The organism is Janthinobacterium sp. GW821-FHT03C10 (assembly GCF_059420865.1).
In genome coordinates this window covers 420,369-445,609 of sequence record NZ_JBWKUN010000005.1, presented here as the reverse complement: position 1 = coordinate 445,609, position 25,241 = coordinate 420,369, and the positions used below count along the sequence as shown (strand labels likewise).

17 protein-coding genes are annotated in these 25,241 nt (G+C 64.3%); 4 read left to right on the top strand and 13 right to left on the bottom strand.

The features are described 5' to 3' along the window. Positions 1-86: 86 nt before the first annotated feature. The 4 genes from AC07VH_RS19095 to AC07VH_RS19080 form a co-directional block, all read right to left on the bottom strand. Complete coding sequence (locus AC07VH_RS19095) at positions 87-1,733, bottom strand: response regulator (protein ID WP_475415907.1); 1,647 nt, start codon at positions 1,731-1,733, stop codon at positions 87-89. 133 nt (positions 1,734-1,866) lie between these two features. Beyond that, entirely contained in the window at positions 1,867-3,462 is a 1,596-nt protein-coding gene (locus AC07VH_RS19090) for a DUF3369 domain-containing protein (protein ID WP_475415906.1), read from the bottom strand. 63 nt (positions 3,463-3,525) lie between these two features. Beyond that, entirely contained in the window at positions 3,526-4,617 is a 1,092-nt protein-coding gene (locus tag AC07VH_RS19085) for a J domain-containing protein (RefSeq protein ID WP_494787487.1), read from the bottom strand. Positions 4,618-4,766: 149 nt separating this feature from the next. Continuing rightward, complete coding sequence (locus AC07VH_RS19080) at positions 4,767-5,918, bottom strand: class I SAM-dependent methyltransferase (protein WP_494787488.1); 1,152 nt, start codon at positions 5,916-5,918, stop codon at positions 4,767-4,769. Positions 5,919-5,992: 74 nt separating this feature from the next. Here AC07VH_RS19080 and AC07VH_RS19075 point away from each other — a divergent pair, with 74 nt between their 5' ends. The 4 genes from AC07VH_RS19075 to pepF all read left to right on the top strand — a co-directional run bounded on the left by AC07VH_RS19075 (position 5,993) and on the right by pepF (position 10,267). Next, the gene (locus AC07VH_RS19075) at positions 5,993-6,781 is read left to right on the top strand and encodes an SDR family oxidoreductase (RefSeq protein ID WP_475415903.1); all 789 of its coding nucleotides are present in this window, start codon (positions 5,993-5,995) and stop codon (positions 6,779-6,781) included. 52 nt (positions 6,782-6,833) lie between these two features. Beyond that, a complete protein-coding gene (locus AC07VH_RS19070) occupies positions 6,834-7,232 on the top strand; it encodes a dihydroneopterin aldolase (protein WP_086140320.1) in 399 nt (132 codons plus the stop codon). Between the two features lie 5 nt (positions 7,233-7,237). Beyond that, complete coding sequence (gene ttcA, locus AC07VH_RS19065) at positions 7,238-8,200, top strand: tRNA 2-thiocytidine(32) synthetase TtcA (protein ID WP_475415909.1); 963 nt, start codon at positions 7,238-7,240, stop codon at positions 8,198-8,200. 183 nt (positions 8,201-8,383) lie between these two features. Continuing rightward, the gene (gene pepF / locus AC07VH_RS19060; RefSeq protein WP_494787489.1) at positions 8,384-10,267 is read left to right on the top strand and encodes an oligoendopeptidase F; all 1,884 of its coding nucleotides are present in this window, start codon (positions 8,384-8,386) and stop codon (positions 10,265-10,267) included. A 104-nt stretch (positions 10,268-10,371) separates the two neighbouring features. Here the strand turns inward: pepF and kefC are convergent, their stop codons facing one another. The 9 genes from kefC to AC07VH_RS19015 all read right to left on the bottom strand — a co-directional run bounded on the left by kefC (position 10,372) and on the right by AC07VH_RS19015 (position 25,150). Next, positions 10,372-12,186 carry a glutathione-regulated potassium-efflux system protein KefC gene (gene kefC / locus AC07VH_RS19055; protein ID WP_475415901.1) on the bottom strand — a complete coding sequence of 605 codons (1,815 nt, stop codon included), beginning with the start codon at positions 12,184-12,186 and terminating at the stop codon, positions 10,372-10,374. 84 nt (positions 12,187-12,270) lie between these two features. Beyond that, positions 12,271-12,855, bottom strand: a complete 585-nt coding sequence (locus AC07VH_RS19050) for an SRPBCC family protein (RefSeq protein ID WP_475415900.1) — start codon at positions 12,853-12,855, stop codon at positions 12,271-12,273. Next, the gene (locus AC07VH_RS19045) at positions 12,852-13,436 is read right to left on the bottom strand and encodes a dual specificity protein phosphatase family protein (RefSeq protein ID WP_475415899.1); all 585 of its coding nucleotides are present in this window, start codon (positions 13,434-13,436) and stop codon (positions 12,852-12,854) included. The genes AC07VH_RS19050 and AC07VH_RS19045 overlap by 4 nt, the downstream gene beginning before the upstream one ends. Further along, the gene (locus tag AC07VH_RS19040) at positions 13,433-13,903 is read right to left on the bottom strand and encodes a hypothetical protein (RefSeq protein ID WP_494787490.1); all 471 of its coding nucleotides are present in this window, start codon (positions 13,901-13,903) and stop codon (positions 13,433-13,435) included. The genes AC07VH_RS19045 and AC07VH_RS19040 overlap by 4 nt, the downstream gene beginning before the upstream one ends. Before the next feature lie 8 nt (positions 13,904-13,911). Next, complete coding sequence (locus tag AC07VH_RS19035; RefSeq protein WP_494787491.1) at positions 13,912-15,051, bottom strand: MGDG synthase family glycosyltransferase; 1,140 nt, start codon at positions 15,049-15,051, stop codon at positions 13,912-13,914. A gap of 97 nt (positions 15,052-15,148) precedes the next feature. Further along, positions 15,149-16,924: a M14 family metallopeptidase gene (locus tag AC07VH_RS19030; RefSeq protein ID WP_494787492.1), complete on the bottom strand. Its 1,776-nt coding sequence runs from the start codon at positions 16,922-16,924 to the stop codon at positions 15,149-15,151. A gap of 125 nt (positions 16,925-17,049) precedes the next feature. Beyond that, a complete protein-coding gene (locus AC07VH_RS19025; protein WP_494787493.1) occupies positions 17,050-19,773 on the bottom strand; it encodes a TonB-dependent receptor plug domain-containing protein in 2,724 nt (907 codons plus the stop codon). A 162-nt stretch (positions 19,774-19,935) separates the two neighbouring features. Then, positions 19,936-21,387: a S41 family peptidase gene (locus AC07VH_RS19020; RefSeq protein WP_494787494.1), complete on the bottom strand. Its 1,452-nt coding sequence runs from the start codon at positions 21,385-21,387 to the stop codon at positions 19,936-19,938. A gap of 169 nt (positions 21,388-21,556) precedes the next feature. Beyond that, positions 21,557-25,150: an indolepyruvate ferredoxin oxidoreductase family protein gene (locus tag AC07VH_RS19015; protein WP_475415893.1), complete on the bottom strand. Its 3,594-nt coding sequence runs from the start codon at positions 25,148-25,150 to the stop codon at positions 21,557-21,559. Positions 25,151-25,241: the final 91 nt, after the last annotated feature.

Here is a 25,241-nt window from a genome sequence, read left to right as displayed (position 1 = left end):
CGAAAAAGTCGACTTTTTTCGCATTTTTTTTATCATCCCTGCCGCCAAGCCGCATTTTCCCGTCATTCGCCCCGCATATTCCCCATTTACCGTGCGTCAGGCGGATGCATCCAGGAATTGCCCAGCGGCTTATATTTGCGCAACAACTGCTGATGCAGGCCCGACAATACGGGCAATTTGGGGTTGCGCGGGTCCAGCCGGCGCACGCCGGCGATAAAGGTCAGCGCCTGCTGCCCCATGCGCTCATCCCATCCCTCATGTTCCAGGCATTTCAGCACGGCCACGGCCGCATTGAAGACCACTTGCGGATTGTCGGGCAGGCGCGTGACGGCCTCGCCCATGAGATCGACGGCGCCGCGGAAATCGCCCTCGCCCGCCTTCGCCGCGCCGGCCGCCACCATGTCGGCCACTTCCTGGCGGCTTTGCCGCGCCAGCGCCTTGGCCAGCTCGTCGCGCCCCGCCTGCTCGAAGACGGCCATGGCGCGCGTCATGGCCGCGCTGTCGGGCGCATTGCGCATGACTTCGCGCATCACCTCGGCCGCGCCATCCTCGCGCCCATGCGCCAGGCAGTGGCGCGCCAGCTCGGTTTTCAGCATGTTCGAGCCGCCCACGCTGTGACGGTTGGCGGCCAGGGCCGCGTCCAGCGATTGCTGCAGGCGTTCCGCGTTGCCCGTATGCGCATGCAGCATGGCGCTGCACAAGGCGCTGCACAGTTCCGCATTCTTTTGCCCGCCCATCGACTTGTCGAGGTCGCGGATCACGGCCCCCGCCTGCAAGGGATCGCCCTTGCGCACCAGGGTCTGCACCAGGCGCACATGGTCTTCCGGATCGCGGAATTCCGAATATTTGGCCTTGCTGACCACCAGTTTGAGGGATTTTTCCGCCATCTCGATATCGTCGGCCGCCAGGGCCGCCTCGCCCAGGCGGCGCAAGCGGCGCACGGCGTGCGGCGACAGGGCCACCGCCTCGCTCAGGGCCGCTTGCGCCAATTCCGGCTTGCCTTGCGCCAGATGCGTGCGCGCCAGCCAGTCATAGGCGTCGAGGAAGCGCTTGTTGTTTTCCAGCAGCCCTTCCAGCATGCCCTGCGCCGCCGCGTATTCGCCCAGCAGGAACTGCGTCTTGGCCTGCCCCAGGCGCGCCCAGCCGATGGACTTGCTTTCATACAGGGCTGCGTAGATCGGCTCGGCGTCGGCCGCCTCGCCCAGCAGCAGGTGCAGTTCCGCGCGCAGGCGCAGGAAATCGGTGGCATAGCGGGGGTACAGGCTGGCGCCCTCGGTGCAGGCGGCAATCGCCGCCCGTTCATTACCCACGTCGATCAGTTCATACACGGGCACGAAGGCATTGCGCTTGTCCAGCGCGCGGGCTATGCGCTCGAGCATGTTGTCGGCGGTGAACGGTTTGAGGATGTAATCGGTGGGCAAGAGCTCGACGGCGCTGACCACCTTGGCGAAGCTGCCTTCGCCCGTCACCATGAAAAACATGGTCGACGCGTGCATCAATTTATGGTGGCGCAAGTCTTCCAGCATCTGCTGGCCATCCTGCCCGCCGTCGAGGTCGTATTCGCACAGGATCAAATCATACGATTTGCTGCCCAGCATGCGGATCGCCTGGCCCGAACTGGCCGCGTCATCGATCTTCGCCAGGCCGCACAGATTGAGCATATTGTGCAGGCTGGCGCGCATGCCCGGATGGGGCTCGATGATCAGTGCGCTAAGGCCCTTGAGTTCTTTCATGTCGTGATGTCCGAAAACTCCGCGGCGCGCCACACTGGTGCGTGGCGCCGGCCAGCATGAGGCTGCCGAGTATATGACGGCGCCGCGCGCAAGGGAATGGGGCCGCGCCGAAAAACGCCACACCAATTGCCGCTCAAGCGTTGGCGCGCTCCGGATGCCACAGTTGCGGCTCGTTGTCGATCAGGTCCAGCAGCGCCGTCACCACTTCCGGATCGAACTGGCTGCCGCTGCGCTGCTCGATGTATTCGCGCACCTGCGGATACGGCCATGGCTCCTTGTACGGCCGCTCATGCAGCAGGGCATCGAAGACGTCGACCACGGCGACGATGCGCGCGGCCAAGGGAATGTCGCGCCCCTTCAGGCCGTTCGGATAGCCGGCGCCATCGAAATGCTCGTGGTGGCCGCCGGCAATCTGCGCGCCATACGTGAGGTAGCTGACGCCGTCGACCATGTTGGCGGCCCGCTCGAGGATGGTGCGCCCGACGCTGGCATGCAGCTGCATCTGCGTGCGTTCCTCGTCCGTATGCCGGCCCGGCTTGAGCAGCACGGCGTCCGGCGTGGCCACCTTGCCCACGTCGTGCAGGATGCTGGCCAGGCCGATCATGTCGAGCAACTGCGGGCTGAGCTCGTCCGCATACACGCCGCGCTGCTGCATGCGCCGGGCGATGGCGTCGGACAGCTGCTGCACCCGCCGCACGTGGCCGCCCGTGTCGCTGTCGCGGAACTCGGCCAGGTCGGCCAGCGCCACGACGGTCGCTTCCTGCGCCTTGCGCAGCTGGCCGAACATGTACAGGTTGTCGAAGGCGGCCGCGATACGCTGGCAAAACACTTCCAGCAGATCGCGCTGGATCTGCGCCAGCGGCCACGGCGGCGTAACGGAAATGGCCAGCTCGCGGTTGCCTTCCGTGTGGATGAACAGCACGTTGGCCGGATGCTCGAACTGGCTGCGCTTTTCCGCGAACGCCTTGTCGATGGTGGGCGTGAGCGCGTGGTCGGCCGGCATGGCTTCGGCCTCGGCCAGCACGGCATAGGTGCCCGTGGCGGCCACCACCTCGGGCCGCCCGGCGCCGCCCTGCATCAGGCACAGCACGCCATCGGCGCCCACGTCGAGGATGGCGCTAACCTGGTTGAGCACGCCGGAAGCGAATTCGCGCAGGGAATGGATCTGGTACAGATTGGTGGCGCCGGCGAGGATCTTGCCCAGGCCGATGCGGCTGCGCTCGAGCATCATCAGGCTCTCGTAGGCGCGCAAGGCCGAGATAACGGTGGTAAACAGCTTTTGCGTCGTCAGCTCCGTCTTGGCCTTGTAATCGTTGATGTCGTATTCGATGATGACGCGCTGCTCGGGCGCCTGGCCCGGCTGGCCCGTGCGCAGCACGACGCGCACGATGGAGTTGTTCAGGTCGGCGCGGATGCGCTTGGCGAGGATCAGGCCGGCGTCATCCGTTTCCATCACCACGTCGAGCAGCACCAGCGCGATATCGGGCGTGTCGCGCAGGATGTCATACGCTTCGCGGCCGCTGTAGGCGGAAAACAGTTCCAGTTCACGGCCCTTGAAACTGACATTGCGCAGCGCCAGCCGCGTGACCGCATGCACGTCGACGTCGTCATCGACGATCAGGACACGCCACAGGCGCTGGTCGGGCGCGGCCAGCCCGGCAGGGCTGGCCACCGGCTCATCTTCGTCGAGCAGCCAGTTATCATCTGCATCGGCTTTGAGGTCGGTCATGAATACTCCTAAGGGATAAGTTCGATGTGGACGCTGCGTTGACGCATATCAAGCATAATCAGATTAGATGCTGCTTACAACAGGATTCTGCGTGCCGCCTTCGCCAACGGCCGGCGCCGGCGCGGATGCCGACGCACCGCTGCGCGTGGCGCCGCAACTGTCCTGGCCGGGCCCGACGGCCTGGTAACGCACTTCGTACTTGCCCGCGCTGAGCTGCTCCACCGTCAGCTTGTCATTGGCCAGGATATACAGATAACGCACATTCGAGCGCCGCTCCTGGTCATACAGCTTGACGAACACGGGCGCCGCATTGCCGCTGTTGTCGATGGTCAAGCTCAGTTCATTGCCCTTGTTACCGATCGGGAAGCCATCCACATAACCGGACTGCGCCGGCCAAGGCTCGCCATTCGGCGCCACCAGCGCCGCCGACTCGGCCTGGCTGGTGCCATCGCAGGCGGGCCGGCTGGCTTTCAGGCTCAGCTGGGAGACGGCCAGCACGCGGATCTCGGGCGCCTTCGCCTGCGCGGGTTCGGCCGCATACGGCTTGCCCACCGCCCAGCTATCGATGGCCACGGCCTCTGCCTTGGACGGCGGCAGCAAGGCGCCGGCTCCCGGCGCCGCAGGTTCCGGGCGCGGCTTGGCGCCATCGCGGGCCAGGCCGCTCCAGGCCGACGCCAGCGCGGACGGCATCGGCTGGGACGTATCGAGCATCAGCAAGGCGCCCAGCCAGCCCAGCAGCAAACAAACCAGCAGGCTCAGCCACCAGCGCCAGTTGCGCCAGATGGGTTGCGCCCCGCTCCGCGCCTTGCCCTTCGGCGGCGGCACATCCTGCGCCCAGGCGTGCTCATGCGGCTGGGCATGGCCTTTCACGCGGCCATCGCGGGTCTTGCCTTCTTCGTGGTGGGTGCTTTCCAGCCATTCGATTTCCCACTCCTCGGCGGCGATCCACTCGTCGTGTTCCTTGCGGCGTTGCGGATCGGACAAGGTGCCATAGGCGCTGTTGAGGATAGCCATGATGCGGGCGGCCTTTTCGTCGCCCGGATTCTTGTCTGGGTGGTATTTCTGGCTGAGGGCTTTGTACGCGGCACGTATGACTTCCTGCGGCGCCAGGCGCGCCACTTTCAGGTTGTCATAGTGTGTATGTATCTTTCCCATCGTTCTATCTTGAAATCGGTGCGCGGCGACGGGTTCTTGCAGGATGGAACCGTGCTGTGTCGGTCATCATATACGATATGACAAGATAATAACCGCCGGCGGACAGGAAATTGCAGGGCGGCACTGCCCTGCCTTGATATTGCCAGCGCTTACAGGCGGTGACTGCGGTCACTGGACAACAGCGCTTCCGGCAACGCCACCTGGTGCCCCACCACCAGCACCTTGAACAATTCCCCCATCTCGGCCGGCGACACCAGCTTTTGCACGGCGCTGGCTTGCGGCAGGTAGGTCTTGACCTGTTCCGGATCGGTGCGCAGCAGCAAGTCGCCGATGCCCGCGCCCAGCAGGAAGGATGCCTGGTTCATGTACGCGAGCACATCGAGACCCGCATCCTGCGCCGCCACCGCCATGGCCGTGAAATCGACGTGGGCCGTGATGTCCTGCAAGCCGGGCAGATAAAACGGTTCCGCGTGGGCGTGGTGGCGGTAATGGCACATCAAGGTGCCCGTGGCGCGCAAGTCCAGGTAATACTCGTGCGCGGGAAAACCGTAATCGAACAGCACGGCCGCGCCGCCCTGGCCATTGGTCAGCATGCGCGCCAGCGAGCGCATGAAGCCGCAGGCCACGCCGTGGATCTCGCTGACATAGCCGACCGGCAAGGCATCGGCGTCCGGCACCTGGGCGACGATCTGCGCGGCCACGTCGGCGTCGGCAGGGCGTTCGACAAAGACGAACTGGCCATCGGCAATGCCGACGTCGAGCTCGCACCAGCCGGCGGGCGTCTTGCTGATCAGGTTGACGGGCATGGCGTCAAGCACTTCATTGCCGAACACGGCGCCTTCAAAACTGTCGGGAAAGCCGTCGAGCCACACCACCTGCGGAAAGGCGGCCAGCGCCAGCTCCTGGCGCGCGCGCAACTCGCCGGACAATTCGACGATCGCATACTGTTCGATAGCGATGCCGGCATTCGCCGCTTCCGTCAGGATATCGAAAGCCAGCTTGCCCGTGCCGGCGCCGAATTCGAGGATGCGCGGGGCCGTTTGCGCCATAATAGCGGCTGCCACATGGGCCAGCGTGGCGCCGAACAGGGGCGAAATCTCCGGCGCGGTTGTAAAATCGCCATCTTTGCCCAGCTTGGCGGCGCCGCCGCTGTAATAACCGAGGTCAGGCGCGTACAGCGCCAGTTCCATGAAGCGGACAAAGGGAATGGCGCCGTCATTGCGCGCGATTTCGGCGGCAATCTGGTGCTGCAAGGCATGGGACGCGGCCAGCGCGTCGCTATCGGGTGCGGGAAGAGACATACCCGCATTGTAGCGAATCGGCGGCGCATGCCGCCAGTGCGGCGTCCACCGAATATCTCAACCATAACAAAGACATGACAGAAGCAACGACAACGCCATTCGACAGCACACCCCGCGTCGCCCTCGTCACGGGCGCGGCGCGGCGCATCGGCCGCGCCATCGCGCTGGGCCTGGCGCGCGACGGCTGGGATATCGCCGTCCATTACCGCGACTCGCGCGACGAAGCGCTCAGCCTGGTGGCGGACATCACGGCGCTGGGCCGCCGCGCGCAGGCATTCCCCTGCGACCTGGCGCAGGAAGACGCCGTGCGCCAGCTATTGCCGCAGGCGCAGGCGGCGCTGGGCCCCGTCACTTGCATCGTCAACAACGCATCGTTGTTTGAATACGACAATGCGGGCGATTTTTCCTTCGCCGCCCTGGACGCCCACATGCACGCCAACCTGGCCGCCCCCATCCTGCTGGCGCAAGCGCTGTACCATGCCACCCCGGCAGGCGGGCAAGCCGTGGTCATCAACTTGCTGGATCAAAAACTGTACAATCTCAATCCTGATTTTTTGTCGTACACCCTGTCCAAGGCGGCGCTGCTGTCGGCGACCACCATGCTGGCCCAGGCGCTGGCGCCGAAAGTGCGCGTGGTGGGCATTGCCCCCGGCATCACCATGGTCTCCGGCGAACAGACGGCAGCGAACTTTGCCAAGGCGCATGAAAATACGCCGCTGGGACGCTCCAGCACGCCCGAGGACGTGGCCGACAGCGTCTGTTACGTGGCCGGCGCGCGCGCGCTGACGGGCACGACCCTGCTGGTCGATGGCGGCCAGCATTTGATCGGCTTGCCGCGCGACGTCATGTTTTTGACCAAATAATCAGCAGCCCTGCCAAACAACCCGCATTCAGCATCCCCGAAAAGGTAAAACTATGTCGTCCGCCCTGTCCCACCCTCGCCTGCTTGACTGCCGCCGGCTGTTCCTGCGCAATTACGAAGTCCTCATCAACATCGGCGTCTACGACTTCGAGAAAAAGGGCGAGCAGCGCGTCCTCATCAACGTCGACCTGTACATTCCCCTGGCCCTGTCGACGCCCAAGGACGACCAGCTGGAAGAGGTGGTCGACTACGACTTCATGCGCGAAACCATCGCCAAGCGCATGGCGCAAGGCCACGTGCAGCTGCAGGAAAGCCTGGTCGACGACGTGCTCGCCGCCATGCTGGCGCACCCGCGCGTACGCGCCGCGCGCGTATCGAGCATGAAACCGGACGTGTATCCCGACTGCGAAGGCGTGGGCGTGGAAGTATTCAAGATCAAGGATGAAGCATGAACAACATGAGCAACACCGCCGTGCTGGAAACGACGACAACGGCCGTGGAATTCCCGGCCAACGTGGAAGCGCAGAAACTGGCGCGCAAGAAGGCGGAAAAGATCGCCCTGGAAAACAACAAGCTGCACAAGCGCCTGTGCCGCCTGGTGGGGCAAGCCATCGGCGACTTCAATATGATCGAAGACGGCGACAAGGTGATGGTGTGCCTGTCCGGCGGCAAGGATAGCTATGCGCTGCTCGATATCCTGATGACCTTGCGCGAGCGCGCGCCGATTCATTTCGATATCGTCGCCGTCAACCTGGACCAGAAGCAGCCGAACTTCCCGCCGGACATCCTGCCCGCCTACCTGACGGAACTGGGCGTGGCCTTCCACATCGAAAACCAGGATACCTACAGCATCGTCAAGCGCCTGATTCCGGAAGGCAAGACGACTTGCTCGCTGTGCTCGCGCCTGCGCCGCGGCATCCTGTACCGCGTGGCGGACGAGCTGGGCGCCAACAAGATCGCCCTGGGCCACCACCGCGATGATATTTTGGAAACATTCTTCCTGAATATGTTCTTCGGCGGCAAACTGAAAGGCATGCCGGCCAAGCTGCAATCGGACGACGGCAAGCACATCGTCATCCGCCCGATGGCCTACGTGAAGGAAGAGGACACGCAGCGCTATGCGGAAGTCAAGGGCTTCCCCATCATTCCATGCGACCTGTGCGGTTCGCAGGAAAACCTGCAGCGCAAGCAGATCAAGGGCTTGATGCGCGAATGGGACAAGAAATTCCCCGGCCGCGTGGAAAGCATCTTCTCGGCGCTGTCGAACGTGGCGCCATCGCACCTGATGGACCCGAAACTGTTCGGCTTCAAGGATTTGAAGGCGGATGGCGTGGCCAACCCCATGGGCGACATCGCCTTCGATGAAGAGCCATGCTCGACGCCGACCACGTTCGGCACGATCCCGCTGCAAGCACTGTAATCCGCTGTTGTAAGCCCCCGTTGTTTTCGCCGCCACCGTCCGTCCTGGTGGCGGCATCCCCCTCTTTCCCCCTGCGTCCATTTGATGTACCGTAGTCAGCTCTGCCGGTACGCCATGTGTCACGCGCGCATTCCTGCCCGGCGGTCAGCACGCATTCTTCCGACAACCTCACTGGAATGAACCATGACGCCATCCGCGCTCAAGCGCCCCCTGCTGTTCTCCCTGCTGGCCCTCGGGCTCGCCACCGCCACTGCCGCCCCTGCCCCGGCGCCCACCGACCGCCAGGCCGACCGCTGGGATTTGACGGCGCTGTATCAAGACGATGCCGCGTTCGACGCCGATGCGAAACGGCTGTCGGCCCAGCTGCAGCAGCTGGCTGGCTGCAAGGGGCAGTTGAAAGCCTCGCCGGCCCGCCTGAAAAGCTGCCTGGACCTGGTCGCCGATGCGCGCAAGCGCGTCAATACGCTCACCACCTATGCGGCGCAGTACTACGACCAGGATACGGGGGACAGCAAGGGCAACCAGCTGAACCAGCGCGCCGCCCTGCTGGGCAACGACTTCACCCAGGCCAGCACCTTTCTGCAGCCGGAAATCCTCGCCCTGGGCAGCAAACGCATCGATGCCATGCTGGCGCAAGACAAGGGGCTACAGCTGTATCGCTTTCAGTTGAGTAACATGCTGCGCAGCGCGCCGCACACGCTCGACGCGGCCGGCGAGCAGCTGGTGGCGCAGTTCGGCCTGGCAACAAGCTCGGCCGCCAGCGTCTACCGCACCCTGGCCAATGCGGAAATCCCGTGGCCGACCGTCACACTGTCGGATGGCAAGGAAGTACGCCTCGACCAGGCGGCCTACACAAAATACCGGGGCGACGACAACCGCGCCGACCGCAAGCGGGTGTTCGACGCCTTCTTCGGCAAGTGGAAAGAATACGAACGCACGTTCGGCGAAACCCTGTACGGCCAGCTGAAAACGGATGCCGCGTATGCCAAGGTGCGCCACTACGCCGATTCGCAAAGCGCCGCGCTCGACGCCGACAACTTGCCGCCCGCCGTCTACCAGACCCTGATCGCGCAAACCAACGCCAACCTGCCCACCCTGCACCGCTACTTCAAGCTGCGCGCGCGCATGCTGGGCGTGAAGGACCTGGCGTACTACGACGTGTATGCGCCGCTGCTGAAAAGCGAGCGCACCTTCCCGCTGGCCGAAGGCAAGCAGATGATGCTCGATTCCGTCGCGCCGCTGGGCCCCGACTACGTGAAAGCGTTGACCGCCGCCGTGGACGCGCGCTGGATGGATGTGTATCCGCGTCCGCGCAAGGTGGCGGGCGCCTACATGAATGGCGACGCGTACGACGTGCACCCGTTCGTGCTGCTCAACTACACGGACAATTACGAAGCCGTCAGCACCCTGACGCACGAATGGGGTCACGCCATGCACTCGGTGCTGGCCAACAAGGCGCAGCCATCGATCTATGCGCCGTACAGCATCTTTGTCGCGGAAATCGCCTCGACGACGAACGAGGCGCTGCTGCTCGACGCGCGCCTGAAGCAGGCCAAGGATGACGACGAGCGCCTGCTGTATCTGGGCGCGGCGCTGGAAAACCTGCGCGGCACCTTCTTCCGCCAGGCCATGTTCGCCGAATTCGAGGCGTCCATCCACGGCAAGGTGGACAAGGGCGAGTCGCTGACGGGCGAAGAGATCACGGCCATCTATGCCGGCATCCTCAAGCGCTACCACGGCGAAGCGCAAGGCGTCATGAGCATCGATCCCGCCTACGCGCTGGAATGGGCGTATGTGCCGCATTTCTATCACGGCTACTATGTGTTCCAGTACGCCACCTCGATCGCGGCGGCGCAGGATTTCGCGCAGCGCATCCTCGACAAGGAACCGGGCGCGCTGGCCGCCTACCTGAAGATGCTCGGCGCAGGCGGCTCGGCCTACCCCTACGATCTGGTGAAGACGGCCGGCGTCGACCTGGCCTCGCCGAAACCGTACCAGGCGCTGGTATCGCGCATGAACGGCATCATGGACCAGATCGAGGCGATTGAAGCGAAGCGGGGGAAGTAAGCCGGGACGAGGCGTAGGAGGCGTAGGTCGGCCTAGCGCAAAGCGCGTAAGCCGACACCACCACGTTCAGCGCCAACAATGTTGTCGGATTACGCGCTTGCGCGCTAATCCGACCTACCATTTTCTGCTTGCTCCGAGGCAAACGCCGCCGCATCGCTCTCGAACATGTCTTCCAGCTCCTCGCGCGCCTGGCGCGTGAGGGACATGACTTTTTGCTGGTCCTGGAAGTGCGGCGCCACTTCCAGCAAGGTCTTGAGGTTATGCCGGCCGAAGATGCCGGCGGCGCGCTGCGCGCGCTCCGCGCTGAAGCCCACCTGCTGCAAGGTCTGTTCGCCCAGCAGCAGCGCCGCGGCAAACGTCTCGCGCTCGATCAGGGTCACGCCCCGCTTCATCAATTCATAGTAATGCGTGACGTTGCGCGCGCGCGCCAGTATCGTCAGTTCGGGCAGGCGCAGGCGCACGGCGTCGACCAGGGCCAGGCTGTCGTCCACATTGTCGATGGCGATCACCAGCGCCTTCGCCTTCTCGATGCCGGCCGCCACCAGCAGGTCCACGCGCGTGGCGTCGCCATAAAACACCTTGAAGCCGAACTTGCGCAGCAGCTCGATCTGGTCCGGGTCGTGGTCGAGCACCGTCACGCCGATCTTGTTGGCCGCCAGCAGGCGGCCGATGATCTGGCCGAAGCGGCCGAAGCCGGCGATGACGATGGGGTTGTCCTGCGCCTCGATATGGTCGTCGGGACGGCGCTTCTTGTCGCCTTGCAGGCGCGGCGCGACGAATTTGTCGTGCGCCAGCAGCAGCAAGGGCGTGGCCACCATCGACAGGGTCACCACCACGACCAGCAGCGCGGCCGTCTGCGGCGCAAACACGTGCGCGGCCTCGGCGGCGGCAAACACGACGAAGGCGAATTCGCCCCCTTGCGACAGCAGCAGCGCAAAGAACAGCTGCTGGCCGCGGGGAATGTCGACAAACTTCGACAGCAGGTACAGCAAGGCGATCTTCACCAGCAGCAGGCCCGCCACCAAGGCCAGGATCAGCAGCGGCTGGGCGCGCAGCACGCCGAAATCGACGGACATGCCCACGGCGATGAAGAACAGGCCCAGCAACAAGCCCTTGAACGGTTCCAGGTCGGAAATGAGCTCATGCCGGTATTCGGAATCGGCCAGCAGCACGCCCGCCATGAAGGTGCCCAGCGCCATCGACAGGCCCACCGATTCCATCAGCACGCAGATGGCGATCACCAGCAGCAGGGCAAACGCCGTGAAGATTTCGCGCAAGTCCGTCCTGGCGATGAAGCGCAGGATGGGGTTGACGAGAAAGCGCCCGCCGATCACCAGGGCGGCCAGCACGGCGGCCAGCTTGGCCACGCGCAGCCAGCCCGGCTCGCCGCTGTGCGTGACCAGGCCACCGAGCAGCGGCACCAGCGCGATCATGGGAATGGCGGCGATATCCTGGAACAGCAAGATGGAAAAGCCGGCGGAACCGGCCGGCGTGCTCATCAGCTTGCGTTCGCCCAGGGTGGCCAGCACGATGGCCGTCGACGACAGCGACAGCCCCAGCGCACCGACCAGCGCCGTGCGCCAGTCCACGCCGAAGGCCATGGCCACGGCGCACAAGCCCGCGCTGACGACGCCCACCTGCGCCCCGCCCCAGCCGAAGATGGGACGGCGCAGCAGCCACAATCGTTTGGGTTCCAGCTCCAGGCCGATCAGGAACAGCAGCAGCACCACGCCGAACTCGGAAAAACTGAGGATCACCTCGACATTCTTGATCAGGCCCAGTCCCCACGGTCCGATGACGACGCCGGCCACCAGGTAGCCCAGCACGGCACCCATGCCCAGGCGCTTGGCCAGCGGCACCATGATGATGGCGGCGACCAGGTAAAAGAGTATGTTGATGAGAAAGCTGTGGTGTTCCATGCGGATTCCGGGCGGATGTGTGGATGAAACGACATCATGCCTGAAGTGGCGCGCCGGCGTGAAGTGGCTGCCGCGCCACGCCGGCTATTTGCGCGCGGCCACCCGCGCCCGCAGCGCGTCGAACATTGTCGGGATGCTGTCGCGGCTCATGCTGTCGACGATCCAGCCCAGGCCCATCGGCACGGGGCCCGGATCCGTGTACACCTGGTATCTGACGGCGGCAGCGCCCGCATCGAGCGGATCCGGCGACAGCTGCCAGTAGCCGCTGGTGTCGGCGATGGTATCCTCCACCTTCAGTCCCTCCATCGGCACCAGCTTCCAGGCCAGGCTGCAGCTGGCGTCGAGCACCTTGGGCGTCATTCTCAGGCGGTACTGCTTGATTTTCCCCATCGGCAGCTTGAGCGTGACGTCGACCAGCGACACGCCGCCGCCGGCGGCCGTCACCTTGATCTTCTCCACGTTCGGCATGAACTGCGGATAGCCGGCGAAATCCTGGATGGCCGCGCAGACGGTGGCCACGCTGGCCGGCATGCTGGTCGTGGCGGCAAAGGTCTTGCCGGGCATGCCGGCTTTGCTGACATCGCGCACATCGAGCGCAGGCGTGGCCGCCAGGGTGACCAGCGGATAACAGGCGGAACAGGCGGCCAGTGCGAACAGCAGGGTCTTCATGGTTTTTCCTGTTCGATCTGCGCGCGCAGCGCCGCCACATCGACGCGCTTGAGGTAGCTTTCGATATTCTTCCACACGGCGTGATAGCCGTAACCGCCATTTTTCAGCTCGTCGATCGCCTTCTCGCGCGGCCAGCCCTGGTACAGCATGCGGTACATGGCGGCCATCATGCCCGTGCGGTCGGCGCCGTGCAGGCAATGCAGCAGCACGGGGCCCTGCTGCTCGGCGGCGCGGATGCTGCGCATGGTCTCGATCACATGCTTGTCGCGGATGGCCCAGGTATTGATGGGAATGCGGATGGCGCGGATGCCGCTGCCATCGAGCACCTGCGTGTCGGAGTGGAAGGAACGCAGGCTGATCACCGTCTTCACGCCCAGCGCCTGCAATTGCGCCACGTCGGCGCTGTCGAGCTTTGCGCTGCGGAACAGGACGGGGGTGACCTGGTGCAGGTTGGACACGTGCGGCAGCGGCGTCGCCCATTCGGTATTGCGCTCGGGCGCCACGGGCGCCTGCGCGCCGGCGGAACCGGCCGCCAGGGCCAGGAATAACAGCAAAAGATGCGGCAAGGGCGATAAGGTCATGACTTCCTCTTGTATGAAAACCACAGCAGCACGCCAGCCAGCAGCAGCGATACCCAGTAGTCGGTCGGCGCCCACCACAGCCAGTGCTTGTGCCAGGCGATGTGGGCCGGATTGAAGTGCGCCACGCCATAGGCGGGATTGAGCACGAACCACAGATAATCTTCGATGATCCAGAACAGCATGATGCAGCCGATGGCGCGGCACTCGAGGCGCAGCGACCATTGCGCCAGGAAGAGCATGGGGAAATGGAAGAACAGGGCAATGAAGGGAAAGACCCAGGCATGGTAGCCGGTCATCGGCCGGCCGCCCCAGAAGATGTCGAGCAGCCAGTGGCTTTCGATGCGCCAGGTGGGCAGGTTGGCGGCCCAGCCGGCCGGCCCTTCGATCTGGATTTCCACCTGGGCGAAGAATAGTCCCAGCAGGGCCACCCAGGCCAGCGTCAGGGCGATCTGCCAGGGTTTTGCCACGACGCCCGTCACGCCAGCACCTGCGCCAGCACGTCGCTGGCGGCGCGCGGGCGGCCCAGCGCCAGCGCTTTCGCCCGCATGGCTTGCAACTGCTCCGGATGATCGAGCAACAGGCGCACGCGGTATTCGAGGGTGACGGCATCGAAGGCCTTCAGGGCCACGCCCTGCTCCAGCAGATAGTCGGCATTGCGCTCTTCCTGGCCCGGAATCGGCGAGTTGACGATCATGGGCAAGCCCAGGGCCAGGCATTCCGAGGTGGTCAGCCCGCCCGGCTTGGTGATCACCAGGTCGGCGCACGCCATCAGGCGCTCGACTTCGCTGGTAAAGCCTTGCGCCAGCAGGCGGCCCGGATAGCGGCCGGCCAGTGCTTGCAGCGCCGCCAGCGCGGCGGCGTTTTTCCCCGCCAGCACGATCAGCTGGAAGTCGCCATCCAGCGCCAGCAGGCGCGCGGCGATGGCATCGAGGCTGCCCAGTCCCGCCCCGCCGCCCATCAGCAGGATCGTCGTGCGCCGCGGGTCGAGGCCAAACGCCTGCGCGCACCGCGCGCGGTCGGGCGCCTGCGCAAAGGCGGGCATGATGGGGATGCCCGTCACGTGGATGCGTTCGGCGGGAATGCCTTCGTGGCGCATGCGGAACGCCACTTCGTCGGTAGCGGCGAAATAGCCCTGCATCTGCTCATGCACCCACATGCGGTGCAGGTCGAAATCGGTGACCTGCACCCACACGGGGCAAGCCAGCTGCCCCTGGCGCAGCGCGCGCGACAGCAGTTCGGCCGGCAGGAAATGCGTGCAGATGATCGCATCGGGCTGGAAGGCGGCGATCTGCGCCATCAGCGCGCGCGTGTTGAGGCGCTCGACGGCGCGGCGCAGGCGCTGCATCGAACTGTCGCGCGGCGCATCGTGGGTGGCGTGGTACAGATAGCCCCACAGCGCGGGCGCCTTGTTGACCAGCTTGATATAAAAATCCGTGTACAGCTTGCGGAATGCGGGCGTGACGAAATCCATCACGTCGAGATGGCTGGCCAGCGCCGCAGGGCCGGCGCCGTCATCGCGCGCCGCGTATGCCTCGATGGCTTGCGCTGCGCGCATATGGCCGGCGCCGGCCGAGACGCTCAGGAGAAGAATTTTTTTCGGTGTTTGCTGCGGCATGCGCTGGTGCTCCACTGGAAGCCCTGATCGGGAAAACAGGCACAATAGCATTTTCCGCGCCGCGCACATTGCAAATTAGCAAGGCACGCGGCTTCCCTTACTTCAGCGCCGGCGCGGCATCCGTGCGCAGCACCGGGTACAGATTCAGCCGCTCATCCCACGAGGCGTGGCGGCGGGCGAAGAATTCCAGGCGCGCGGCCGGGCTTTTTGCAAACGCGGGGTCGCTGGCCAGCTTTTCGTGGAACTGCGCCGCCAGCGCCGGATCGGCCGCCAGCTGGGCGCGCGCCACGTCTTCGGCCACGTATTCTTCCATGTATTCCTTGCGCTCGAAGGCCGTATTGAAACTGCCCCAGGCCAGCAGGGAATCGGGCGCGCGCGGCTCGAGCAGGGCCACGACCAGGCGCGCCTTGGCCTGGTTGACGGGCACGTACAGCGCGCCCGCGCCGACCACGCGCGCCTCTTTCTGCCACTCACCCTGCACGGCCGCCGTCTGGCGGCCCTCGAACGACTGCGCGCCGAATTTCACCTGCGTGGCGCGGAAGGTTTCGACGGGCAGCGTGCCGGGCGCTGTAGCCAGCACCTGATACGACACGCCATGCTGGCGCAGCTTGGCCGCCACCATCTGCGCCTGCGCGGCGGGCACCAGGTAGCCGGCCTTGGGCGCGGCCAGCTGCAGGTCGGGCACGATCTCGTCGCGCAGCGGCACGTTCCAGATCTGCGGCGTGGTTTCGTCGTAGCGCGTCATCAGCGCGCCCGATACCTCGGACGGCGTGCGCGTGTAGGCGTAGCCGCGAAACGCGATCATGCGGCTCTTGTCCGTCGTTTTATACGTGAGCGGCAAGGTGGTGCCGGCCAGCCGCGCGGCGCGCGCGTCCGCCTCGAGCGCTGTTTGCCGCCACTGCGCGCCATGCTGCGCCACTTGCGACAGCAGCGAGACGATGGTGTTGCGCGTGATGCGCACGCGGGTCGGATAGTCCTTCCACGAATGGGTTTCCACCAGCATGCCGAAGCGGTTGCGCAGCAGGAAATAGCCATGCGAGAAGCGCGGGTTCGGCGCCGAATCGACAAAACCCGATTGCGGATTGTCGTTCTCGGCAAACGAAATATAGAACGGCTTCGGGTCGGAGCCCTGCCTGGCCAGGTCGGCCAGGACCTGATCGCGCAAGGCCGTGCCGGCCATGCGCAGCGCGGCGTCGCCCGCATGCACGGGTTCGACCTGGATCGAGATATCGGGTTCGAACTGGGCGCCGTCCGTCACGTGCAGGTCGACATAGGCCAGCGGATCCCAGGCGTTCACCAGTGCCAGCATGTGCTGCATCTCGGGCGTATCGGCCTTCATGTATTCGCGGTTCAGATTGTAGTTTTGCGCCGTGCTGCGCCAGCCCATTTCCACGGGGCCGCGCTGGTTCGGACGGCTCCACTGGCCGAAGCGCTCATGGCCGTCGACGTTGAAGACGGGCACGAACAGCAGCACCTGCTTGTCCAGCGCGCCGGGCGCCGCCCTGCCCTCCAATACTTCGCGCAGCGCCAGGAAGCCCGCATCCTTGCCGTCGATTTCGCCGGCATGGATGCCGCCCTGCACCAGCAGAACGGGCAGCTGGCGGTGCGCCGCCTCGGCCGGCGTCAGCGCGCCCGTATTGCTGACGGCCAGCGCCAGCATGGGGCGGTTCTCCGGCGTGCGGCCAAATTCGATGCAGCGCACCTGCTTCGGATAGCGCGCCTGGAACTGGCGGCACAGGGCTTCCACTTCCGCATAGCGGCCCGTCTGCTGGAAGGCGGAACGCTCGGCCACCGTCGTCAGGGCGGGAGCGGCGTGCGCGCTGGCGGCAGACACGGTGAACAGGGCGGTGGACAGCAAGGCGTGGCGTAGCATGGGTCAGACTCCATCGAGAGAGGACAAGCGGGCAATTATAGAGGGGCGGTCGGCTAAAAACGCAGCGGAAAATAAAAAAGCCGGAACAGCGTCAGCTGCTCCGGCCTTGCTCTGGCGAGCGTGAATTATGAACCGAAGTGGTAGTTGAATTCGACCCATCCCTGGCGTCCCTGCGGGCTGTAGCTGCCCACCGGATAGTACGGCCAGCCGCCGCTGTCGTCGCGCTTGATCTTGTCGAACACGTTGTTGACGATCAGCGACAAGGTGGCGCGGTCGTTGATGCGGTACACGGTGCTGATGTTGGCCAGCGCCGTCGGCGTCAAGTAGCCGGTACCGGCGGCGTTCGGGATCTTGCTGTAGCGGCTGACCAGCAGGGTGTTCGACCAGTCGCCAGCGCTCCAGTTCACGCTCAGGTTCAGCTTGTCGCGCCAGTCGGAATTGTTCAGCGATTTGAGCTCGTCGATCTCTTCGTCACCGGCAAATTGCTGCGATTTATTGCTCAGCACCTTGGCGTAATTGGCCTTGAAGGCAAAGCGGCCATAGTCCGTCGTGCGCAGCAAATACTTGACGCTGATGTCGATGCCGCTGCTGCTCTGCTTGGCCGCGTTGATCGGATTGACGGTGATGGTCTTGATCTCGCCGGCGCGGTTCAGGGCATTGGCCGCGAAACGCTCGACGCGGCCCAGGGTATCGGCGCAGGTGGGTGAATTGATGTCGAGCTTGCCCAGGCGGCAATCGGCTTCGTCGCGCAGGATCTTGTCGGCGCTCAGGTTCGTCACCAGGTCGTCGATCTTGATGTTCCAGTAATCGACGGAGACGTCGAAATTGGCACTTGGCGACCAGACGGCGCCCACGCCGAACGACTTGCCTTTTTCAGACTGCAGGTCGCGGCTGCCATTCTGCACATAATCGGCGCCCGGCGACTTGTTTGCAAATTCGCAGTTGTCGATGCTCTGGCCCGTGGCGCCGCAGCGGTAGTAATCGGTGGTGCTCGAGTAGTAACCGGTGCCGCGCGCCTTGTAGATGTAGTTCATGTCCGGCGCGCGGAAGCTGGTGGCGTAGTTGGCGCGGAACAGCAGCTCCGGCGCGGGACGCAGTTCCAGGCCGCCGTTATAGGTGAACTTGCCGTCATGGCGGCCGGCAAAGCTGTAGCGGTCGTAGCGGCCGGCCAGGGTGCCGGTCAGCTTTTCATGCAGCGGCAGATTCACTTCCGCCCCCAGCGCATAGCGGGTGCGCGTGCCGGCCGTGATGTCGGACTTGGTGGCGACGTTGAAGTAGCCTTCGTTCAGGCGCGCGTCGGGCACGTTGCTGAAGCCCTGCTTGCCCACTTCGGCGATGGTGGCGATCTTTGCCGCGCCAGCGGGCAGCTGGAACAGGTCGCCGTTGGTGGCCAGGCTCAGGGTATTCGTCCAGGCCTTGTCGTCGCTGTCGGAATTGCCCGTGATGCTGTCGAATTCGGCCGCCGTCACGCGGCGCGACAGGCGGGCCGGATCCGGTGCGTAGACCGGCACGCCGGCGGCATCGGTGCCCAGTTTCGGACCCAGGAAGAAGCTGTCGATATTGGCCAGCGCGCGCGGCGTGTGGCTTTCGCTCTTGTACACCGAGGCGTTGTAGTTCGCCTCATATTGCCACGACGACGTGCCGGGAAGGCGGCCCTTGGCGCCCAGCGAGATGGCCGTGGCCAGGTCGTCCCACTTGCGGTTGTAGCGCTCCACGCCGCCCATTTCCTCGGGCGAGATGTAACGCGTCCACGCTTCGTAGCGATCGGTATTCTGGTTGCGGAAATAGCTGCTGCCCGTCGACGACGACGTCCACGTCGGGCCGCGCGTATTGTTCTCGGTCGAGTTCTTGCCGATCAGGAAGTCGGCGAACAAGGTCGTTTCCGGTGACAGCTCATAGTTGGCGCTGCCGAACACGTTCTGGCTGCGGTTCTTGGTTTGCGTGGTCCAGTAAGTGGGGCCCACTTTCGGGCTGGCGCAATAGCTGCCGTTCTTCGCCTGATACTTGACGGTGCTGCCGCCGAACAGGTCGCCGAACTGCGTGCAGGTGTCGCCCAGGTCCACGTAGGTGCCGGAAGTACCCGCCTTTACCACGCGACGCGACGCGATATTCGTCGGCGTGCCCGAGCGGGTGGCCATGAAGTCGCGCTGCAGGCTCGACAGCGGATCGCGCTGGCTCAGCTCCACACTGAACAAGGTATGCAGCTTGTCGAAATTGCCGCCGCCCGTCAGCTGCACGCGCTGGTTGCCTGCGCCGCCGCGCGTGGTGCCGCCCGCCTTGACGTTGATATCGAAACCTTCCGTCTGCTTTTTCAGGATGACGTTGACCACGCCGGCGATCGCGTCGGAACCATAGATGGCCGAGGCGCCGCCGTTGAGGATCTCGATGCGGTCGACGATGCTCGACGGGATATTCGCCAGGTTGGTGAAGTTGACCGTGCCTTCGTAGGCGACGGGGAAGTCGGCCAGGCGGCGGCCATTGAGCAGGATCAGGGTATGGTTCGGACCGAGGCCGCGCAGGCTGATGGTATTGGCCGATGGCGTGAACGTGTTGCCGAAGTCCTCGCCTTGCGTAAAGCCGCTGTTCTGTACCTGGTTGGTCAGCGCATCGAAGACGTTCTTGTACCCTTGCTTGGTGATTTCATCGCCCGTCAGGATGGTGACGGACGATGGTCCCTCCAGGCTAGCGCGGGGAATCCGCGAACCGGTGACCACGACGGCTGGCGGGGTGGCCGCCGGCTGCTGATCCGCTGCAGGCGCTTGCGTCTGCGCGTGCGCCTGCCATGCGGAACCGCCGAGGATGGCCAGTACGGCTACGGTGAGCGGTGGTAACTTGAATTGTATAGGCATCTTTACGCTTCTCAAGGTTAGGGAGAAGGCGAAAGATATCAAGATGCCAGCAATTACAGAACGAATGGATTCATCTTTCTATATATCATAATTGTTATATAGAAATATTTATGAGAAGAAAGATGCCCCACCCTCATCCAGGAAGGGGGGCAACATGGGGCTTTATCGGTTCAACACAGCAATTTCCTTGTAGGCCGGGCGCAGCAGCCGCGCGGCCGTGTCGGCGGGACTCTCCATCGAACTCAACAGCCTGATCGCGCCCGTGGCCGGGGTACAGCTGCCGCTGCCGCGGTAGCGCAGCGCCGCCGCCAGCATGCCTTCGGCAGGGTCGCCCAGCGGGTGCTGGTAATCGTCCGTCACGTCGCAGGTCGGCGCCATGCCATCGGCAAAGTCGCCAAAGCCCTTGGCATTGACGCCCTGGAACTGCACGGCGAAATACGTGGTGCCGCAATTCGGCGTGGGATAGAAACCATACGGCTTGCCGCACGTCGTGCCGCCGATCAGGCTGACCTGCACGTCGACGCCGCGCAAGCCGTTGATGATGGCTTCGCTGGCCGAACAGGTATTGTCCGTCGTCAGCAAGGTCACGCGCTTGAGGCCCAGCGAAGGCAAAGGCGTGCCCTTGGGCAGGGGGTTCGGCCCGGCAAAGCCCTGGCTTTGCGTATGGAATGGCACGGGCGCTTCCGGCCGCGTCTTGTCATTGGCCAGCACCTGCTGGAAGGTCTTGCCGGTGGTGACTTGCGGGCCGGCAATCATGTAGGCAAGCTCGCTGGCGACATCGAGGTAGCCGCCGCCGTTGTAGCGCACGTCAAGCACCAGGTCGCTGATGCCGGCCGCCTGGAAGCGGCGCATGGTCTCGACCAGCTGGCGCTCGGCCACGTTGTTGTGGGTGTTGAAGGTCAGGTAGCCCACCTTGCCCGTGGGCGTGTCGATGATGCGCTCGTTTTGCACGGCGCTGGTGCTCACGTCGACCGCCTGCAGGTTCGCGGAGATGGGCGAGCCATTGCGGCTGAACGCCAGCGTGTGCGCACCTTGCGCTGCAGGAAACAGGCCGGCGTTAATGATCTTCACGCTGGCAGCGTCAGGGGCATTGACGAAATCGGTGCCATCGACGGTTTGCAGTTCATCGCCGCGCCGCAAGCCCGCCAGGTCGGCTGGCGAGCCTGGCTCGACGATCGTGACCACGGCCTTGCGCGGCGGCGTGGTGCGCGTCAGCGCCAGCAGCATGCCGTAACCCAGTTCCACGCCATTGAGCGAGGCTTCCCATTCGGCCGTCGTGTAGGTGAAATGGAAGCGGTCCTTGGGCTTGCCGGACGCCGTCGTGGCCGTTGTTTTCAGCACGTCGAAATACGCGATCGGCGTGGCGAAGCTTTGCGGCAGGTAGGTGGTCGGCACTTCGCGGTACCACAGATACGTTTCATCGATCCAGCTGCGCACCCACGTCAGTTCATCGAGCAAGGTGCCCGGCTTGTCGATGCCGCTGCCGCTGCGCGGCGCCTCGCAGCGGTTCGCCACCGTGGACGAGGCGACCAGCGCCGTCGGGCCCGTCGGCGTCACGGGCGGGACGACGGACGCGCTGTCGCTGCCGCCGCCTCCGCCGCAGGCACTCAACACACATACGAAGGAAACAGCGAGGGAGCCAAGTCGCAGGGCATGCATGAGAAACTTTCTATAAAGAAATTATCGAAAAATTATAATGCGTTTTGCCAGCAAGCGTTGTTTTCTTTGACACAAAAAAAATGGCGCCCGCAGGCGCCATTGCTACAGCGAGGCGTTCACCCCATCACACGGTGGCCGCCACGGGCGCCGCCACGACGGGCGGCAGCGGCGCGGGCGCGTTGAAGGCGATCAGCAGACTCGCTTCCTTCTCTTTCGCCGCCTTCAGATGACGCTCCTTCACGTGGCCATAGCCGCGGATGTCTTCCGGAATACTGGCGATCGCCACGGCTTGCGCCAGCTTGGCCGTCGTCAGCTTCGGCAGCAGGCCGCCCACCGTCGCGCGGTATTCAAGAATCAGCGCGCGCTCCATCTTGCGCTCGGCCGTATGGCCGAACACGTCGAAGGCCGTGCCGCGCAAGCCCTTGAACTTGGCCAGCACGCCGAACGCCTTCATCATCCACGGGCCGAATTCCTTCTTGATCAAGTGGCCCTGGGCATCCGTTTTCGCCATGATGGGCGGCGCCAGATGGAACTTGAGCTTGATGTCGCCTTCGAACATGGACGCGATCTTCGCCTGGAAGGCGCCGTCCGTGTACAGGCGCGCCACTTCGTACTCGTCCTTGTAGGCCATCAGCTTGTAGAAGTAGCGTGCCACGGCTTCCGTCAGGCGCAAGTGCGGGCCGTTCAGGGCGCTTTCGGCGGCGCGCACCTGCCCGACGAAGTCCAGGTATTGCTGCGCATATGCGCGGTCCTGGTAGGCCGTCAGCAGGGCGACGCGCTTTTCGATGATGTCGTCGAGCGTGTCGATGCGCTTGAATTCCACCACCTTGGCTGGTGTCGTCATGCGCACCAGGCTGGCCGCGTCATGCGCACCCGCGCGGCCCCAGTTGAAGGCCGCCTTGTTGAACGCCACCGAGACATTGTTCAAGTCGATGGCCTTCATGATGGCCGCTTCGCTCAATGGCACCTTGCCCTTTTGCCAGGCGTAGCCGAGCATGAACATATTCGTCGCGATGGAGTCGCCCATCAGCGCCGTGGCGATCTGGCCCGCGTCGATGAAGTCGACGTGGTCGCTGCCGCACGCCTTTTCGATTTCCATGCGCGCGGAAGCGCCGGGGAATTGCCAGTCCGGGTTCTTCACGAAGGCGGCCGTCGACGAGCTGGTCGAGTTGATCATGGCCCAGCTGCGTCCCTCTCCCATGCGCGACAGGGCGTCGCGGCTGGCCGTGACGATCAGGTCGCAGCCGATCACCAGGTCGGCCGCACCGGTGCCGACGCGGGTCGAGTGGATGTCTTCCTGGCGGTCCGCCAGACGCACGTGCGACATCACCGGGCCGCCCTTTTGCGCCAGGCCGCTCATGTCCAGCACGGAACAGCCCTTGCCTTCCACGTGGGCCGCCATGGCCAGGATCTGGCCGACGGTGACGACGCCCGTGCCGCCGATGCCGGTCACCAGGATGCCGAACGGCTCGGCAGTCGATGGAATCATCGGTGTCGGCAAGGCCGGCGCGGCTGGCGCATCCTTGTCGGCGGCAGCCGCCTTCTTCGGCTTTTTCAGGCCGCCGCCTTCCACCGTGACGAAACTGGGGCAGAAACCCGTCGTGCACGAAAAATCCTTGTTGCAGGACGACTGGTTGATCTGGCGCTTGCGCCCCAGTTCCGTTTCCAGCGGTTCCACCGACAGGCAGTTCGATTGCACGGAACAGTCACCGCAGCCTTCGCAGACGGCTTCGTTGATCACGGCGCGCTTGGCCGGGTCCGGGTATTCATTGCGTTTCCGGCGGCGGCGTTTTTCCGAGGCGCAGGTCTGGTCGTAGATCATGGCCGACACGCCGGGCATGTCGCGCAGTTCGCGCTGCACGTCCATCAGTTCCGAACGGTGGCGCACGGTGACGCCTTCCGCCCAGGCGTAATCGTCCGGGTATTTTTCCGGTTCATCCGTGACGACGATGATCGGGCCCACGCCTTCGGCAGCGATCTGGCGCGAAATGATGGCCGGAGACAAAGGCCCGTCGAATTCCTGGCCGCCCGTCATGGCCACCGCATCGTTGAACAGGATTTTATAGGTGATGTTCACCTTGGCCGAAACGGCCGCGCGGATGGCCAGGATGCCCGAGTGGAAATACGTGCCGTCGCCGAGGTTGGTAAACACGTGCTTTTCATTCGTGAACGGCGCCTGCCCCACCCAGGTGACGCCTTCTGCGCCCATGTGGGTAAACGTCGACGTTTCGCGGTCCATCCACAGCACCATGTAGTGGCAGCCGATGCCGGCCAGCGCGCGCGAGCCTTCCGGCACTTTCGTGGAACTGTTGTGCGGGCAGCCGGAGCAGAAGAACGGCGTGCGGTCCTTTTGCGGATCGGGTTTCACGCTGATGGCCTTGAGGACGTTTTCCTTCGCTTCCAGGTAGGCGATGCGTTCCTTCACGCGCTGCTCGACGGGGTGGCCCGCGTAGTAGCGCGAAATGCGGCTGGCGATCGCCCGGGCGATCATGGCCGGGTTCAGTTCATACGTGGCCGGCAGCAGCCAGTCGCCGTGACCGGTGCCCTTCTGGTTGCTCCACTCGCCCGTGTCGTCGAACTTGCCGACCACGCGCGGACGCTCGCCGTCTTTGAGGTTGTAGAGTTCTTCCTTCAGCGCGTATTCGAGGATTTGCCGCTTTTCTTCCACCACGAGGATTTCATCGAGGCCCTTGGCGAATTCGTGCACGCCGTCCGCTTCCAGCGGCCAGGTCATGCCGATCTTGTACAGGCGGATGCCGATGTCGGACGCCGTCTGCTCGTCGATGCCCAGGTCGGCCAGCGCCTGGCGCGTATCCAGGTAGGATTTGCCGGCCGTGATGATGCCGATGCGCGCCTTCGGGCTGTCCCAGATGATTTTATTGAGCTTGTTGGCACGCGCATATGCCAGCGCCGCATACCATTTGTAGCTGTTCATGCGCACTTCTTGTTCCAGCACCGTGTCGGGCCAGCGGATGTTCAAGCCGCCGGCCGGCATCTCGAAGTCGGTCGGCAGGGTGATCTGTACGCGGTCCGGGTCGAAATCGACGGCGGCGCCCGACTCGATGATGTCGGTCACGCATTTCATCGACACCCACAAGCCCGTGTAGCGGCTCATGGCCCATGCATGCAAGCCGTAATCGATGTATTCCTGCACCGACGACGGGTACAGCACGGGGATGCCGCAGGCATTCAGGATATGGTCGGACTGGTGCGCCGTGGACGAGGATTTCGCCGCATGGTCGTCGCCGGCCAGCACCAGCACGCCGCCGTGCTTGGCGGAACCGGCATTATTCGCGTGCTTGAAGACGTCGCCGCAGCGGTCGACGCCGGGGCCCTTGCCGTACCACATGCCGAACACGCCGTCGTATTTCGCGTCTTCGAACAGATTCGTTTGCTGCGTGCCCCAGACGGCCGTAGCGGCCAGGTCTTCGTTCAGGCCCGGGTGGAATTTGACGTGGTGTTCATCGAGGTATTTCTTGGCCTTGATCGCCGTCATGTCGACGGACGTCACAGGCGAACCGCGGTAGCCGGTGATGTAGCCGGCCGTATTCAGGCCAGCTTTTACATCGCGCTCGCGCTGCAGCATGGGCAGGCGGATCAGCGCTTGCGTGCCCGTCATGAAGGCGCGGCCACGCTCCAAGGTGTATTTGTCGTTCAGGGAAATTTCGGACGCGTGCGCGCCCGGCTCAAGACTCGAGCCCTTGATTGGTGCATTCATTACTTGTCTCCATTATTCTCTGTGCTACGCGTGCAAAGTCGGTTGAACTCACACGTACCGGCCGCGCTTTGTGAGCATGCCGGTGCGGAAA